The organism is Bacillus sp. TH30 (assembly GCF_016650875.1).
Taxonomy (GTDB): Bacteria; Bacillota; Bacilli; order Bacillales; family Bacillaceae_G; genus Bacillus_A; species Bacillus_A mycoides.
This window is the reverse complement of record NZ_JAEKEY010000002.1, coordinates 4887211-4902456: the sequence shown is the minus strand read 5'-3', so window position 1 is coordinate 4902456 and position 15246 is coordinate 4887211. Positions and strand designations below refer to the sequence as shown.

The following is a 15246-nucleotide window of genomic DNA, read 5'->3' as shown; positions in this document are numbered from 1 at the left end:
GTTTTTATCCGACCAATGGGGTGAAAAAATGGGTAAATATGTTCCGTTAAAATTTTTATTTAACGAAGAATTAGCAGAAAAAATGGCTGATTCTATTTCTAAACACGTTCCTAATTTCTCTAAAAAAAATTTTGTAGATTCCGTAACATATAAAGTTGAAAATTTAGAGTTAAAGCAACGTATAGAAGTAATAGCAGATGAATTACACAATGCATTACAAAAAGATTTTAATGAAGCAATACATATATTACTGAAAACATTAGGACCAGAAAATACAACAGAAGTCGGCACATTTACAAAGGGTTATATGTATATGCCTATCGCAAAATACGTTGAAAAATATGGACTTAACGATTTTGAATCCTCATTCAATGCAATGTATGAAATAACAAAAAGAAATACTGCTGAATATGCCATTCGTCCTTATCTTGAAAAATACCATGAAGGAACCTTGGACATATTGCAGCAATGGTTACGTGATGAAAACAGCCACATCAGGAGATTAGTTTCAGAAGGTACTAGACCAAGACTTCCTTGGGCAAAAAAAATAGGAGCTCTGAAAGGTGACTTCAGAAATAATTTAAAGCTTCTTGAGCCATTAATGAATGACCCTTCTAAGTATGTTCAAAAATCAGTAGCCAATCATATTAACGATATTACAAAAGAAGATAAAGAACTCGTTTTTCAATGGTTACAACAATTACGCGATAAAAACCATCCTGTTAATCCTTGGATTATAAAACATGGATTAAGAACGGTAATAAAAAGTGGGACTTTGCCAAAAGATTTTTCTTTTTAAGTATTTATAAAGAAAGCAACACTCTATATGAAAACAGCTAACAATAAAAACGTTTATACTTCATTTGGAAATATAAACGTTTTTTCTCTTTAAAACATTAACCTTGTCTTAAAATCTTATGAAACATTTCTGGTTTATGTTGATCAAAAGCATCTATTAATTCTTTTCCAAATATCGTTATACTCTCCTCCCACGGATGCCCTAAATAGCCCCACTTAAAGTCCTTCTGAATAAAGAAATAGTAATCTCCAGTTGGAAAAATCGGGATTGTCCACTCATCAAATTCATTTCTATCGAACTTTAAATGTGAATTTACCCAGTAACATTCATGTTGCCAATCAAGTGCCATTATATATTCATTCGATACTGTATTCTCTTTAAAAACTAGTAATGCTTTTTCTTCCAGATCGTCATATACATTTAAATCTACCGATTCTCCAAAGTAATGAGAAATATCATATGTTATAAAAGGACTTGGCACCTTAAATGATGGGAATATAGACATACTTGGTGAAAACTCAAAATCACTATATACCCTATCCCATATTCGGTCGTACTCTTTGTCTGTAAACTCAATCCAATTCTTCATTAAATATCTACCTTCCCTTTATAGTTCAAAGGATTTTCACTCGATTATCCCGAATATATAAATGATTATTCTCGCAAGGAGCGAATTTGTATGAATCTATTCGAACACGAAACGTAAAACCTCTTCATCTTTACAAGAGGTCCTCCATTTCTCTGTTCTTACTATATCATTCATTAACGAAATAGGAGGACATATTATGAAACGTGATCCATTATTTTCAGCACTATTAGAAAGTGCAAAGACTAACTTTAGTGGCTGGGATTTTTCTTTCATTTCAGAAACTGGCCGTATGAATAGCGAGCCCCTATCATGGTCATACGGTAGCACTGCTTTCCAGCTTATGCAACGTGCAAAATCAATGCTAGATATGGGGACTGGTGGCGGAGAGTTTTTATCTATGTTACAACCGTTCCCGTCAACTATTTATGCGACTGAGGGCTATGCTCCGAATGTCCCAATTGCACGAAAGAAATTAGAGCCCTTAGGAATTACAGTTGTAGAAGTGACTGATGATACTGCTTTACCATTTCAAGATGGTCAGTTTGATTTAATTGTGAATCAACATGAATCCTATTCTGCTTCTGAAGTGAAAAGAAGTCTTTCCATCAATGGAACATTTCTTACACAACAAGTCGGTGGTCTTGATTGTGCGGAACTGAATGAGCAGTTTGGCACACCGCTGAATAGCGAATTTTCAAGTTGGTCACTCGAAACGGCATGTAGTGAATTAGAACAAAATGGATTTACTATTTTAGAGGCCAAGGAAGAGTTCCCTCTTCAGCGTTTTTATGATGTCGGTGCTGTTGTCTATTACTTGCAAGCAATTCCGTGGCAAATTCCTGATTTTACAGTAGATAGCTATAATGAGGAATTATATCGCATACATGAAATCATCTTGCAAAAAGGGTATTTTGATGTGAAGCAACATCGCTTTATTATTAAAGCAAATTATGAAGAGTAAACTTAGAATTAGCATTCCTTGTAAAAAGCCAAATTCACATAAAGAATTTGGCTTTCTCTTCGTATTTTAACGTTTCTTCTCTTATTGAGAAACGAGATATTTTTCATATCGTTTTTTCGTATTATCTTCTATCAAAAGTGTAGTTTTGTAATCAATAATATTCCGATTATCATATGTGAATATATGCTCTAAATTGTTGTCCTCACTTAATAATGTCGGTAAATATCTTTGCAAATTGCTAACTACACCTCTATTATCACCATCTAATATCCAATCAATTGACTTCCATTCTAATATACCTTCATGAGTGCTTACTGGCGTATCAATATGTACTCCATCTGGTAAATCAGCTAGGAATACATACATTCCCGCGCTACCCCGAGGTTCATCTTTACCTTTAAAAATAACATTCCCTTTATACGTTACACTTGGAAGCTCTATTCCCGTTTCCTCAAACGTTTCTCTAATAACTCCTTCGTATGGCGTTTCATACTCTTCTATTTTCCCTCTGACACCATTCCACATTCCCATTGTCGGCTTTTTGTTTCTATTTAATAGCAGTATATTATCTCCTTTTCTAATGAAGCAAATTGTGTACTTATACATACGATCATTTCCTTTCATTTACATCTTCTTTTGTAAGCAATTCATTTTCCACATGTGTTATTTGGCTTATTTTCACGTGAAAACACTCGCCTTATAATCCCTTACCACATAATATATAGTACAACTTTCATACGTAAACTCTTTACGTATGAAAGAATCCTTTTTAGAAAGGAGAATTCAAAATCGATAACATTAGTAGCGAATTTCTAAAACAATATTACGACAGCAACGTTTGGTTACATGGTACACACTGGTTCGGGGTTCCAATCTGCAAACTTCCTTCTGATCTCTTTTTGTATCAAGAAATATTATACGAATTAAAGCCTGATTTAATTATTGAATGCGGAACTTTTTACGGTGGTAGTGCACTGTTTTTAGCTTCTATGTTAGATTTAATTGGAAAAGGTCACGTACTTACTATCGATATAACTCCGCAACCAAATCGGCCATCCCATAATCGAATTACGTATTTAACAGCTTCATCTGTTTCTGTACAGGCCGTCCAATCAATATTAAGTATGCGCAAACCTGATGATGTGATTTTAGTTATTTTAGATTCTGATCATAGTAAAGAACATGTATCGAAAGAACTCTTACTTTATAAATCTATTGTAACCACTGGCAGTTACATTATTGTAGAAGATACAAGTATTAACGGAAATCCTCTCCTTCCTGATTGGGGCCCTGGCCCAATGGAAGCTGTGGAAGAGTTTTTAACTAAAAATAGCAATTTCATAATCGATGAATCTAAACATAAGTTTTTCATATCATTTAATCCAAAAGGTTTTTTAAAGAAGATAAAGTGAAACTTTAATAAGTGGGGTTTTGTGAATCCCCACTTATTTTATGATTTTCATTTTCGAAAAAGGATAGTACACAAATTCCACTTTTCCTATTATATTATCTTCTTCAATATATCCTAAACCATTTCGACTATCCTTACTTTGTTCACGATTGTCTCCCATTACAAATAACTTATTTGGCGGAATCTTTGTCTTTTGAAAATTATAAAACACTTGTGTATTGTTATATAAATCTTTATTTATATAAGATTCATCTTGCTTTTTGTCATTTACGTATACAGTTCCATTCGTTATGTTAATTATGTCACCAGGAAGCCCTATTACACGTTTCACATAATATTTCGACTCATCCTCTTCCTTAATAATGACGATTTCTCCGTGCTGTAAGCTAGAAAAATGTACAGCGGCTTTATTTACAAATACGTAGTCTTCTTCATGTAAAGTTGGCTGCATTGATTTTCCTTCCACCTTACATAAAGTAAAAGACTGGTACGCTCCTACTAGGACAAATATAAATAGTATGTACTTTCCCCAACCTCTCTTAATCTCCTCTTTCATATCCATTCCCACCTTATCAAAACACTTTTCAACTCAAAAATATATCACTGCACCTGTTCATTTGCGCAGTGATATACTACAATTTGAAGTTTTTACTGTGCCTTACTCGGCTATTGTGCTACTGGGACTGGACTTGCACCCGATCTCTGCGTTTTTAAGTCAAAATATGCATCCAAAACCTCTTTACCAATTGCAGAATTAATACCTGATTTATCATTATTTACCCATGGCACAACAACAGAAAAAGCAACTTCCGGATCAGCATCATATGGCGCATACCCGGCGAGAGTTAAATTATAACATTTTTTTCGATAGTTGTTTTCATCTCTTCCAATCTCACTTTCTCCACCGTACACTGTTTCTGCTGTTCCTGTTTTCCCAGCTGGTTTATAAGGTAAACCTTTAAAAGTTCCAGCACCGGTCCCATCTACCTCTTGGAAAACTCTTCTAAACCCTTCTTTCACATGATTTATATATGAAAGATCCATATCCACTCGATTTAACACGACTGGTTCCATCGATTGCATAACTTTCCCGACTTCCTCTGGTCTATTCGGTTGCTCTCTAATTTCTTGTACAATTTGTGGTTTCATTCGGTAACCACCATTTGCAATCGTTGACATATATTGCGCAAGCTGAAGCGGCGTATATGTATCATATTGTCCAATGGCATAGTCAAGTAAAAAACCAGGTATATTATCGGTTCTACCCATTTGACCAATCGATTCATTTGGAAGGTCAATACCGGTTGGTACACCTAAACCAAATTGTCTAAAGTAATAGCGCATTTTATTGAATGTTTCTTGCCTAATATCTAACGGATTGTTTGGTACATAATCAATCCCCGCAATCTTTAACGCCGTATTAAACATGTAGACATTGGATGAAACTTGCAATGCTCTTAAATCATCAATATCTCCAAAGTCTTTCCACGATTTCTTCGGCTTCGAACTTCCTTTAAAGTACATTGGTGCATCAAAGAAATGCGTATATGGCTTAATCGCTTTTGTTTGATATCCCGCTAATACCGTAGCTCCTTTCACCGTTGATCCTAACTCGTAAGAACTTATCATCGTTCCTAAAGCGTAGTCTTCTATTTGCATCCCGCCATCTTTATTTACAATTTTCTTTCCTGCTAATGATAGAATTTGACCATTTTTCGGATTCATCATAACGACGAATGCACGATCCATCATCGGTTCAGAAGAATGAAATGCCCTTAAATTCCTTTCAAGACTTTCCTCCACCTTTTTCTGTAAATCCATATCAACTGTTAACATTAAATTATTTCCACTTTTTCCTTTTGTCACTTTTTCAGTCCGAATAATATTTCCAGCTTTATCCGTAATATTTTTAGACTGTTCTTTCGTTCCATGTAACACATCTTCGTATTGTTTTTCGATGTAACTCTTACCAATACGATCATTTCGGTTATAATCTCGCACTAAATAATAGTCTAATTGCTCCCTTGGTAATCCCTCATTCTCAGTAGAAACACTACCAAGTACAGAACGTAGTATTTTGTCATTTGGATATTCGCGCTCCCAATCCACAGTCGTATCTACGCCTGGCAAGCTCGATAATCCTTCACTCACTACTGCATATTCATTTTGACTTACATCTTTTTTGACGATTTGTGGCGTCATTTTATATCCCGCATTCATTTTGCTTTTAATTGCTAGTACTTCTATATCCTCTTTCGAAAGCTCGTTTAATTCTTCTTGTGTAATTCTTTCTCTTCTCAACTCTTCTACTTTCTTATCTAAGTCTTTCCCTTCTATTTCCTGTTTCCTAAATTTACTCTCATCTTCTTTCGTTACTTTTGTTGCTGCACGTTTTTCATTTAACTGCATCCAAAAGTCTTTTTTATCTGTCTCTGTTAACTTGTCCATATCTTCTTGCGGCATTTCAATTAGCTTTGCTAAATTTCTTGCCACTATTAAAACCTCTTTTGAGTCCACTCCTTTCATCTTCGTATATGTAACAGTTCGTAACGGTTTATTATTTACAATAACTTTCCCTTCCCGGTCAAACATCTTTCCTCTCGGAACTGGAGTACTCACCGTTACATCTTCCTTTTTATTCACTTCATTTCGATACGTTTCTCCGTCGATGATTTGTACTTTACCTAATTGAATAATAATAGCTGAAAATAAAAGAAAAACGATAAAAAATAGTACATTTAACCGAAATGGAATATGAGTCTTTTTCTTTTTCGACTGTTTCTGTTTCTCCTTTTTCTGTCTCATTTTGCTCCCTCGCTTCATTCTATTAACATTTCTGTGCATGAACCATTATGTAGTGAACTACCCACCACTTAGTATCTCTTACGAGCTTACTTGAAGTGGGGGCTTCTCGGTTCATCGTTACTTTTGATAGCTAACGAATTTGTCTTAGGACAGCCGAGCTAACTCCCTTGTTCCAAAGGTTATTTCTTACGACTTATATCAACGCTAATAATCGTATGGCTTCCTTTTTGATATTGATAGCTGCGTTATAGTCACGATTTATTGTTAGTCCACATGAACACTCATACGTCCGTTCAGATAATGACATTTCTTTTTTGTTTCCGCAATTACTACACATCTTTGTAGAAGGAAACCATTTATCTATTTTTACAAGCTGTTTTCCTTGTTCTTGTAGCTTATATGCTAAAAATGTCGTGAACATCCCCCAACCGTTATCAAGGGCACTTTTACCAAAGCGAAGGGCACGCGACATTCCTTTCATATGTAAGTCTTCTATTGCTACAACGTCAAAATTCGTAGCCAATTCTTTAGACTTATGATGAAGGAAATTCTTACGCTGATTAGCGACCTTTTCATACAACTCCGCTACACGGATCCGTTGTTTATTCCAACGCTCTGAATCTTTCACACGTCTTGCTAATACACGTTGTGCCTTTGCTAATCTGCCTAGCATCTGACGATAAAAGCGAGGATAATTGGCTTTCTCATCTTCGCTACTCACATACAATTCAGCCATTGCGAAGTCTAATCCAACTACACTTTCTACTTCTTTTTGAACAATTTCCTTTTCATATTCAGTCAAAACAGACACATAATACTTACCGGTTGGTGTCATCGAAATCGTGCATGATTTAATGATATGGTTTTGCGGTATCTCTCTATGTTGCTTCAGTCGCACTAATTTCAGTTTCGGTAATTTAATATAACCATGAAACAATATAATATTTCCGTTTACTCGATTCGTTGTATAGGATTTTCTACTCTTTCTACTTTTGAATGTAGGAAAATCACTTTGACCACTAAAAAAATTCTTATAAGCAGTTTGCAAGTTTAGTTGAGCGTTGGCCAGTGCTAACGAATCAACTTCTTTCAACCATTCATACTCTGCTTTATATTTCGCAGGAGTAGGGAATTTTTGTTTCTTTAGTTCTTCCTTGTTCTCTTTGTACGTTTCGTATACTTCTTTCCGTTCAGCCAGCATTTTATTATACACAAAGCGTACACATCCGAACGTTTTACGTATCAGATTTGCTTGTTCTTCTGTTGGATACAGACGAAATTTGTACGCCTTATTATGCTTTGTCATATCAGTTTATCTCACCTTTCGCCTTCATTTTCCATAAGCCATGACGGTGATCACACAACCTGAAAACTACACGATTATTATTTACTTTCATTGTTATACCAAATTTCGCCTCTTATAAAACTGATTATATCAGAGCCGAAATAAAGGGAAACTTTAATCAGTGGGGGTTCCATCCCCATTGATTATTAGCCTTCACCAATCGGGCTTTTATGGGCAGTTGTCCCACCTAAATTCCTCGCATTCGCCGAATTTTGAGGTGGGAGTCTTACTGCCCGTTAATGCGGGATAAATAGGAAAACCAATTTTTTGGCTACACCAAACCGCAATTCATCTCCCACCTACCGCTTTGCTATCGTCCTTCACACGCTTGAGGAAGGAGACTTCTTTCGGATAACACGTTAAATTTATTTATATGCTATATATAGAATTTTATATTAATTACAAAAGAAATAAAAGATTTAATTTTCAGTTTTTGATTTTATCATCCTATTTATTACCATTCCCCTTATACGCAATAACATGAATATAATTCATACAAAAAAACTGAGGTGGACATCATTCACCTCAGTTTCTTTACGAAAACAAAAACTTATTTAATCGAAGATAACCCTTTGGCAAATTCACCAATCTTATTTTGAAAAACAAAATCAAAATTGTATTCTTGCCCTGTTAACTCTTCATTTACTAAAATTGTTGTTGCGCCTACTTCTCTCTTTGCAATTTCTGGGAATGAAGCGACAGGTTGCACTTTTAATGATGTTCCCATTACAAGAAGTACATTCGTTTCATATAAACGTTTGATCGCATTTTGATATTGAGGCAGTGTATCTCCGTATAAAACAACATCCGGATTTAGAATGAAATTACATTTTTCACAACGCGGCACTTCATGATCAATCATATATTGTAAATCATATCCCGTTTTACACTTCGGACAATGCGCAGTTTGAAGTGTTCCATGTAAATCAATTACATGTTTACTACCACCTACTTGATGCAAACCATCAATATTTTGCGTTAAAATCGTTATGTCTTTCCCTTGTTCTTCTAGCTCCGCTAAAAAGCGATGCCCAAGATTTGGTTTATATTGATGAAACGTATTAATTTGAAAGATTTCTTTATAATGCTTCCAAAACTCTTTCGGATTTCTATTGTAATAGCCTCTCGACAAATACATCTCTACATTCGCATCAGCATATAATCCATTTGCTGAACGAAAATCTGGGATACCACTTTCCGTACTTGCACCAGCCCCTGTTAACACTGTAATTTTCTTTGCTTTTTCTAATATCGAACGTACTTCCTCATATTGCACAAAAATCACCTCTATGTATATTCCTATACTTATTATACCAGTTGTTTACAGTAGGTGTTGTACAATTCATTTTACTTACTTCATTGCATGAATTAACCCCCAACTTTTTTAGGTGTAATTAAAGTTTCAAAGATAACTACTGTTCAATTAAGTCAACAATATACGTAGCATTCTTAGTAGCTAAAGCACTCTTACAATCAATTCTGGATTATTTAGAGGTAGATTCAGTGAAAGGTGTGTCTAATGAGCAAATGACGATTTTTCAATTCATTTAGAAATCAGCCAGAAGGCTGCTTTTCTTCATCGATGGGCTTAGATAGTTATGGACTACTGGGAACCTCTTAAGTTATACTTGTATAATATCAAAAATTAATAAGGGGTAATATTAACATTATGAAAGAAAAAAACGAACTTGTTCAAAGTATTCCTCAAACAGGATTTTTTGGGCATCCAAAAGGATTATTCTCTTTATTCTTCACTGAGTTTTGGGAAAGGTTTTCTCATTACGGAATGAGAGCTATTTTACTGTATTATATGTACTATTCGGTCGCAAAAGGTGGATTAGGAATTGATCAATCTACCGCAACCTCGATAATGGCAATTTACGGTTCCTTACTGTTCATGTCTAGTATTATCGGTGGATGGATATCGGATCGTTTATTTGGTCCAAGTAAAACCGTATTCTTTGGTGGCGTTTTAATTATGATTGGCCATCTTATTTTAGCTTTACCGGGTAGTAAAAGCGCGTTATTTATCTCTATGGTCTTCTTAGTTCTAGGAACAGGGTTGTTAAAGCCTAACATATCGAACATCGTAGGAAGTTTATACAGTGAAACAGATGCGCGTCGTGACTCAGGGTTCAGTATATTCTACATGGGTATTAACTTAGGTGCCTTACTTGCACCTTTAGTTGTCGGAACATTAGGTCAGCAATATAATTTCCACCTTGGTTTTGGAGTTGCGGCAATTGGTATGGCAATTGGGTTAGGGGTATTTGTTGGAACAAAACAGAAAAACCTTGGTCTAGTCGGTACGCAAGTACCTAATCCATTATCAGATTCGGAAAGAAAAAAGACTATTAAGTATTTCAGTGTTGGTCTAGTTGTATTAACATTGCTAGGTGTGGTTACAATTCCAACTGGGTTGTTAACTATAAATCGTTTTACATTCTTGATTAGTATCTTAGGGATTGTTATTCCAGCCTATTATTTCATTTATATGTATCGTAGTCCTAAAACAACAAAAGTAGAGCAATCTCGTCTTCTTGCGTATATACCACTCTTTATTGCAGCTACAATATTTTGGTCTATACAAGAACAAGGTGCTATTATCTTAGCGACATACGCGGATCAACGAACTCAATTACAGTTCAATGGAATTACATTGCATTCCGCTTGGTTCCAATCATTAAGTCCAATCTTTATCGTAACGCTTGCCCCGATTTTTGCATGGGTTTGGATAAAGTTAGGCAAGAAGCAGCCTTCAACGGCAAAAAAATTCGCTATTGGATTGCTATTTGCAGGTTTCTCATTCTTAGTTATGATTATTCCGGCTTTAATCAACGGTACTCACTCTTTAGTGAATCCTATGTGGTTAGTCCTTAGCTTCTTTTTAATTGTAATTGGAGAAGTTTGTTTATCTCCTTCAGGGTTATCAATAACGACGAAGCTGGCTCCAGCTGCTTTCTCTTCGCAAACCATGAGCTTATGGTTCTTATCAACTGCGTCTGCGCAAGCAATAAATGCCCAAGTTGTTAAACTGTATAATCCTGCAACAGAAGCAATTTACTTTGGTGTTATTGGTGCTATCTCCATTTTAGTTAGCATCCTGCTGTTTACATTATCATCAAAAATCCAAAATTTCATGAAGGGACTTCAATAACGGTCTCTTATTGAAATGAACAAATACAAGTTTCTATGTGAAGAGTAGCCAAATGGGTTACTCTTTTTTGTATAAATAGCAATCTCCACACAAACGCAATATAATGTATGCTGGAGCAATGATATTTCTAGGAAAACAAAACATACCTAATAGACTAATGCAGCTCTCTTACCTTACTTATATTTAAATTTATCAGTTTTGAAAAATCATAGTACAATTAACAATTCTGATGATTATCTCTTACCCAGTTATACTTTACTAATGGCAAAAATTCACTCTGTTTGTTTTACATAAAAATGGTGTGATATTTTTTATCACACCATTTTAAAATCATTACTTTGTATGTCTTTGAGTTTATCCCTTTCGGCAAGAAGACTCCATCTGATTTGTGTTACGGGTGAAGACCAACAATTCAGGTGGAGATGAATTGCCGTCAGTCAATAGACCAAACACTTTTGTTTCGTTCATAGCAATTTTCCCGGGGCGAATATTTGTTTCTTTTTGTCTTACGATATAATCTGCCCTTAGATAAGGAGGGAATATATCGTAAGACAACGAAATTGGATAATAATAATCATTTGGTTACTTGAATCAAAAGGAATTACGATGAAGGCCGTGTTCACATTTTGTTCCGTTTCGTTCCAAATATTGATTTGTCAAAAGTAATGAACTTTCTAAGAAAGGTGGTGAAAAAAATGGCTAAAAAGAAAGCAGTGAAAGTGTTACGTAAACAAAAGAAAAGAGAAAACATACAACGATTCACGCAGAAACAGAATCTCGGACGAGCTTGTCTCACAACTAAAGAATTCCGCTTACTGCAACGCATGTCACATAGTTCAAAAGCATTGCGAAATGTTGGATTGTACACGATTAAACAAAGTTATTTGAACCATAATAAAATGGCTACTGTAAAAGAAGTGGATACTGCCATGCAAGCCGATATGAATTACTCGGGCATTCAATCAAACTCTGTTCAAGCGATTCGTAGAGCCTTATTTACAGAAGTGAAGAGTTTTTTTAAAGCAATGGAACAGTGGAAGAAAAATCCTGGGAAGTTCACAGGTCGGCCTAAGTTCCCGAATTATTCTCGTTCAACTGATAAACGAATTATTGAAATCTATCAAGTTCCAAAAGTGGATGATAACGGGTATTGGATGATTCCGATGAATGTTGCATTCAGAAAAAAATACGGTTCCATTAAAATACGCATGCCTAAAAATGTAAGAAATACAAAAATCTCCTACATTGAGATTGTACCGAAGCAAAAAGGTCGGTTCTTTGAGGTGCATTACACATATGAAATGCACGTTTCTCAAATGAAGAAACCATCCACGACTACAAGTAACGCTTTGAGTTGCGATTTAGGTGTAGATAGATTAGTAAGTTGCGTAACAAATACAGGTGATGCATTTTTAATTGATGGGAAAAAATTAAAATCCATTAACCAGTACTTCAACAAAATGATACGTAATCTCCAAATGAAAAATGTGGAAAATGGACTTTCAAAACGAGTTGTAACGAATCAAATGGCCGCACTTTGGCATAAACGGGAAAGACAAATAAATGGTTACATTGCACAAACTGTAGGCCTGTTGTTCAAAAAAGTGAAAGCATGTAGCATAGATACGTTTGTCGTAGGGTATAACGCTGGTTGGAAACAAAAATCTGATATGGGAAAAAAGAATAATCAAATATTTGTTCAAATCCCATTTCATAAACTGATTGCAGCAATTGAGAATAAATGTGTAAAAGAAGGCATCCGATTTTTAAAGCAAGAAGAAAGCTATACTTCAAAAGCTAGTTTTCTTGATAAAGATAGGGTTCCAGTTTGGTCTAAGGGTGATAGGACGCATTATCTCTTTAGTGGCAAACGAATCACTCGTGGAATGTATCAAAGTAAATCAGGAACATGTATTCATGCTGATATTAATGGTGCATTGAATACATTGGGAAAATCAAGAGTTATAGAATTGGATGACAATCTTAAAGTGAAAACGCCGATTCTATTAGAAGTGCAAAAACGTAAGGCTGTTGCTTCGCGCATAGCTTAGTGGGTGCGTCAACGATCCATGTGTACTCGACTTGTCGGGGCTTGTAGCACACGCCGGATTCATCTGAGTGGTGGCTTCTTCTATAAAGAAGAATTGCTCTTTTTCGAAAGGGTGGTGCAAGTGGGAAAACAATAGTTTGTTGCCAGTACCAACCAAAAACATACTTGGGGTGTTACTATAAGGTGGCATGAATTCTAGAGCGTCAAACTGTCTAGCGATAGACGAAAAGACCTAGCATTCTAACTCAAGCCCCCACTGAAATGCTTTATCTCAGTGGGGGTAGTTGACCAGAACTTAACTTTTTATCCATTCATATAGACGAAAATTCTACATCATTAAGAAACTATTTAAAAAGTTGCCTTTTATTTGGAACAATTCCATATTTGTTAGAATACTCCCATTGCAACCTTTCCCTTTATATTCTATACTGCATCTTCAATTACAAAATACAAACACACAAAGAGGGCTGCATCAGCCCTCTTTAATTAACATGCTTTTTACTTAATGCGTCGCACCGCCGCACGCTACAATATCTACTTCCACTTCCGTCGCTACCTCAATTGCCAATTCTATACCTTTACTAATCGTAGAAAGTGACATACTCGGTTGACCTGGATAATTGCTCGCTTGCTCTGGTAAGAACGGAATATGAACAAATCCGCCTTTTATTTTCTTATCATGTTTTTCTAGTTCGTGCATGAGACCATAGAATAAATGATTACAAACGAATGTACCTGCAGTTTGTGAAACTGATGAAGGTATACCTTCTTCGCGAAGTTTTTTCACGATTGCTTTCATCGGAAGTGTAGACCAATACGCATTAGGTCCTTCTTCTACAACCGGCATATCCACCGGCTGAGTTCCTTCATTATCAGCAATTCTTGCATCATCAATATTAATTGCTATACGCTCTATCGTAATATCTGGTCTGCCCCCAGCTTGTCCAATACATATAATCATTTCAGGAGTCAGTTCTTCTATATACGCTTTTAATACTTGTATCGATTTATGAAATACGGTTGGAACTTGTTTACTAATAATCTTGTACTCTCCGATTGTTTTTTCATGCAAACTTTTTGCGACTTCCCAAGCTGGATTGATACTTTCTCCCCCGAACGGATCAAATCCTGTTAATAATACTGTTTTCATAGTTTCACTCTCCTAATTAGAAACGATATACAAGGCCGTACATTATAAACATATTTATGATAAAAATTGAAAGAGCAATTGGTACTTGTGCTTTAATGACTGCATTTTTATCTTTCAATTCTAAAAGCATCGCAGGTACGATATTAAAGTTTGCTGCCATTGGAGTAAGCAGCGTTCCGCAATATCCAGCAAACATACCGAGTGCTGCCATAATAGCTGGATTCCCTCCGTGCATTTGTACAATTAGAGGTAAGCCGATTCCGCCAGTGATTACTGCAAACGCTGCGAATGCATTCCCCATTACGACTGTAAATAGCATCATTCCTAAACAATACGCCATAACAGCAACGAATGGATACTCTGTCGGTAACACTTGTCCGACTAAATCTGAAACAACTTGACCAACGCCAGACTTCGCGAAAATACCGCCAAGTGCTGCTAACATTTGTGGTAAAATAACTGCCCACCCGACAGCCTGTAGTAACCTACTTCCTTCTTGAACAGGCGTTGTTATTTTCGCTTTTGTAATACGCATCGCCGCAACGAATGCGAGTAATGCCCCTAACGCTAATGCAACTAATGTTACTTTATCAGGATCAACAAGTGCGACATTCCCCCATTTGATTTTTCCTAACGTTAACGTTCCGATAATTGTAAAAATAGGTATTAATATTGCAGGCATAAAAATTTTATTTTTTAATTTCTCAGCATGTTTCACACGTTCTTGTACTGGCACTTCTTTTTCCTCGGATTTTGTTACTTTATTCAATGAAGCTAACACGACCATAGCGAGCACAATACAACCAACGTAAAATGAAGGGATTACATTTCCGAATATAAACGTAACTGCAAACAATGCCCAAAATAAGCTAGAACCGAATCGGTTTGGATGTTCACGATCAAATGCAATACGAACAGCGATAAATGCAACGATGATACCTAATACATAATAAATTGTATCCATTGTTATGATGTTCAT

General features: G+C 35.7%; 13 protein-coding genes. 5 read left to right on the top strand and 8 right to left on the bottom strand.

The genetic code is table 11. The features are described from left to right. Positions 1–28 precede the first annotated feature (28 nt). Positions 29–799 (top strand): DNA alkylation repair protein, encoded by a 771-nt coding sequence (locus tag JFU20_RS27260; RefSeq protein WP_002013599.1) that lies wholly within the window; start codon positions 29–31, stop codon positions 797–799. 97 nt (positions 800–896) lie between these two features. Here JFU20_RS27260 and JFU20_RS27255 read toward each other — a convergent pair whose 3' ends face one another. After that, entirely contained in the window at positions 897–1388 is a 492-nt protein-coding gene (locus JFU20_RS27255) for a DUF2716 domain-containing protein (RefSeq protein ID WP_002165521.1), read from the bottom strand. Positions 1389–1584: 196 nt separating this feature from the next. Between JFU20_RS27255 and JFU20_RS27250 the strand changes: the two genes are divergently transcribed. Continuing rightward, the gene (locus tag JFU20_RS27250; RefSeq protein WP_002165520.1) at positions 1585–2349 is read left to right on the top strand and encodes a class I SAM-dependent methyltransferase; all 765 of its coding nucleotides are present in this window, start codon (positions 1585–1587) and stop codon (positions 2347–2349) included. 81 nt (positions 2350–2430) lie between these two features. On the opposite strand, the gene JFU20_RS27245 is transcribed toward JFU20_RS27250, so the two are convergent. Continuing rightward, positions 2431–2955 (bottom strand): NUDIX hydrolase, encoded by a 525-nt coding sequence (locus JFU20_RS27245; RefSeq protein WP_002165519.1) that lies wholly within the window; start codon positions 2953–2955, stop codon positions 2431–2433. Between the two features lie 182 nt (positions 2956–3137). Between JFU20_RS27245 and JFU20_RS27240 the strand changes: the two genes are divergently transcribed. Then, positions 3138–3761 carry a cephalosporin hydroxylase family protein gene (locus tag JFU20_RS27240; protein ID WP_078178857.1) on the top strand — a complete coding sequence of 208 codons (624 nt, stop codon included), beginning with the start codon at positions 3138–3140 and terminating at the stop codon, positions 3759–3761. 33 nt (positions 3762–3794) lie between these two features. On the opposite strand, the gene lepB is transcribed toward JFU20_RS27240, so the two are convergent. From lepB to JFU20_RS27220, 4 genes are all read right to left on the bottom strand, one after another. Continuing rightward, positions 3795–4316, bottom strand: a complete 522-nt coding sequence (lepB, locus tag JFU20_RS27235; RefSeq protein ID WP_002165518.1) for a signal peptidase I — start codon at positions 4314–4316, stop codon at positions 3795–3797. A gap of 110 nt (positions 4317–4426) precedes the next feature. After that, a complete protein-coding gene (locus JFU20_RS27230; protein ID WP_201039117.1) occupies positions 4427–6583 on the bottom strand; it encodes a peptidoglycan D,D-transpeptidase FtsI family protein in 2157 nt (718 codons plus the stop codon). A gap of 175 nt (positions 6584–6758) precedes the next feature. Beyond that, the gene (locus JFU20_RS27225; protein WP_002013678.1) at positions 6759–7871 is read right to left on the bottom strand and encodes an RNA-guided endonuclease TnpB family protein; all 1113 of its coding nucleotides are present in this window, start codon (positions 7869–7871) and stop codon (positions 6759–6761) included. Positions 7872–8460: 589 nt separating this feature from the next. Further along, entirely contained in the window at positions 8461–9186 is a 726-nt protein-coding gene (locus JFU20_RS27220; RefSeq protein WP_002013677.1) for an NAD-dependent protein deacylase, read from the bottom strand. A gap of 393 nt (positions 9187–9579) precedes the next feature. On the opposite strand from JFU20_RS27220, the gene JFU20_RS27215 reads away from it, so the two are divergent. After that, positions 9580–11067 (top strand): peptide MFS transporter, encoded by a 1488-nt coding sequence (locus JFU20_RS27215; RefSeq protein WP_002013676.1) that lies wholly within the window; start codon positions 9580–9582, stop codon positions 11065–11067. 695 nt (positions 11068–11762) lie between these two features. Beyond that, positions 11763–13118 carry an RNA-guided endonuclease TnpB family protein gene (locus JFU20_RS27210; protein ID WP_033715828.1) on the top strand — a complete coding sequence of 452 codons (1356 nt, stop codon included), beginning with the start codon at positions 11763–11765 and terminating at the stop codon, positions 13116–13118. 501 nt (positions 13119–13619) lie between these two features. Here JFU20_RS27210 and pcp read toward each other — a convergent pair. Together pcp and JFU20_RS27200 are read right to left on the bottom strand one after the other, a co-directional pair. Next, complete coding sequence (gene pcp, locus JFU20_RS27205; RefSeq protein ID WP_201039116.1) at positions 13620–14267, bottom strand: pyroglutamyl-peptidase I; 648 nt, start codon at positions 14265–14267, stop codon at positions 13620–13622. A 16-nt stretch (positions 14268–14283) separates the two neighbouring features. Then, positions 14284–15246 carry a DUF979 domain-containing protein gene (locus JFU20_RS27200; protein ID WP_002165514.1) on the bottom strand — a complete coding sequence of 321 codons (963 nt, stop codon included), beginning with the start codon at positions 15244–15246 and terminating at the stop codon, positions 14284–14286.

Coding starts and splice junctions, on each gene's coding strand:
- JFU20_RS27260 (WP_002013599.1), top strand. CDS start 29: ATGGGTAAATATGTTCCGTTAAAATTTTTATTTAACGAAGAATTAGCA.
- JFU20_RS27255 (WP_002165521.1), bottom strand. CDS start 1,388: ATGAAGAATTGGATTGAGTTTACAGACAAAGAGTACGACCGAATATGG.
- JFU20_RS27250 (WP_002165520.1), top strand. CDS start 1,585: ATGAAACGTGATCCATTATTTTCAGCACTATTAGAAAGTGCAAAGACT.
- JFU20_RS27245 (WP_002165519.1), bottom strand. CDS start 2,955: ATGTATAAGTACACAATTTGCTTCATTAGAAAAGGAGATAATATACTG.
- lepB (WP_002165518.1), bottom strand. CDS start 4,316: ATGAAAGAGGAGATTAAGAGAGGTTGGGGAAAGTACATACTATTTATA.
- JFU20_RS27230 (WP_201039117.1), bottom strand. CDS start 6,583: ATGAAGCGAGGGAGCAAAATGAGACAGAAAAAGGAGAAACAGAAACAG.
- JFU20_RS27225 (WP_002013678.1), bottom strand. CDS start 7,871: ATGACAAAGCATAATAAGGCGTACAAATTTCGTCTGTATCCAACAGAA.
- JFU20_RS27215 (WP_002013676.1), top strand. CDS start 9,580: ATGAAAGAAAAAAACGAACTTGTTCAAAGTATTCCTCAAACAGGATTT.
- JFU20_RS27210 (WP_033715828.1), top strand. CDS start 11,763: ATGGCTAAAAAGAAAGCAGTGAAAGTGTTACGTAAACAAAAGAAAAGA.
- pcp (WP_201039116.1), bottom strand. CDS start 14,267: ATGAAAACAGTATTATTAACAGGATTTGATCCGTTCGGGGGAGAAAGT.
- JFU20_RS27200 (WP_002165514.1), bottom strand. CDS start 15,246: ATGAACATCATAACAATGGATACAATTTATTATGTATTAGGTATCATC.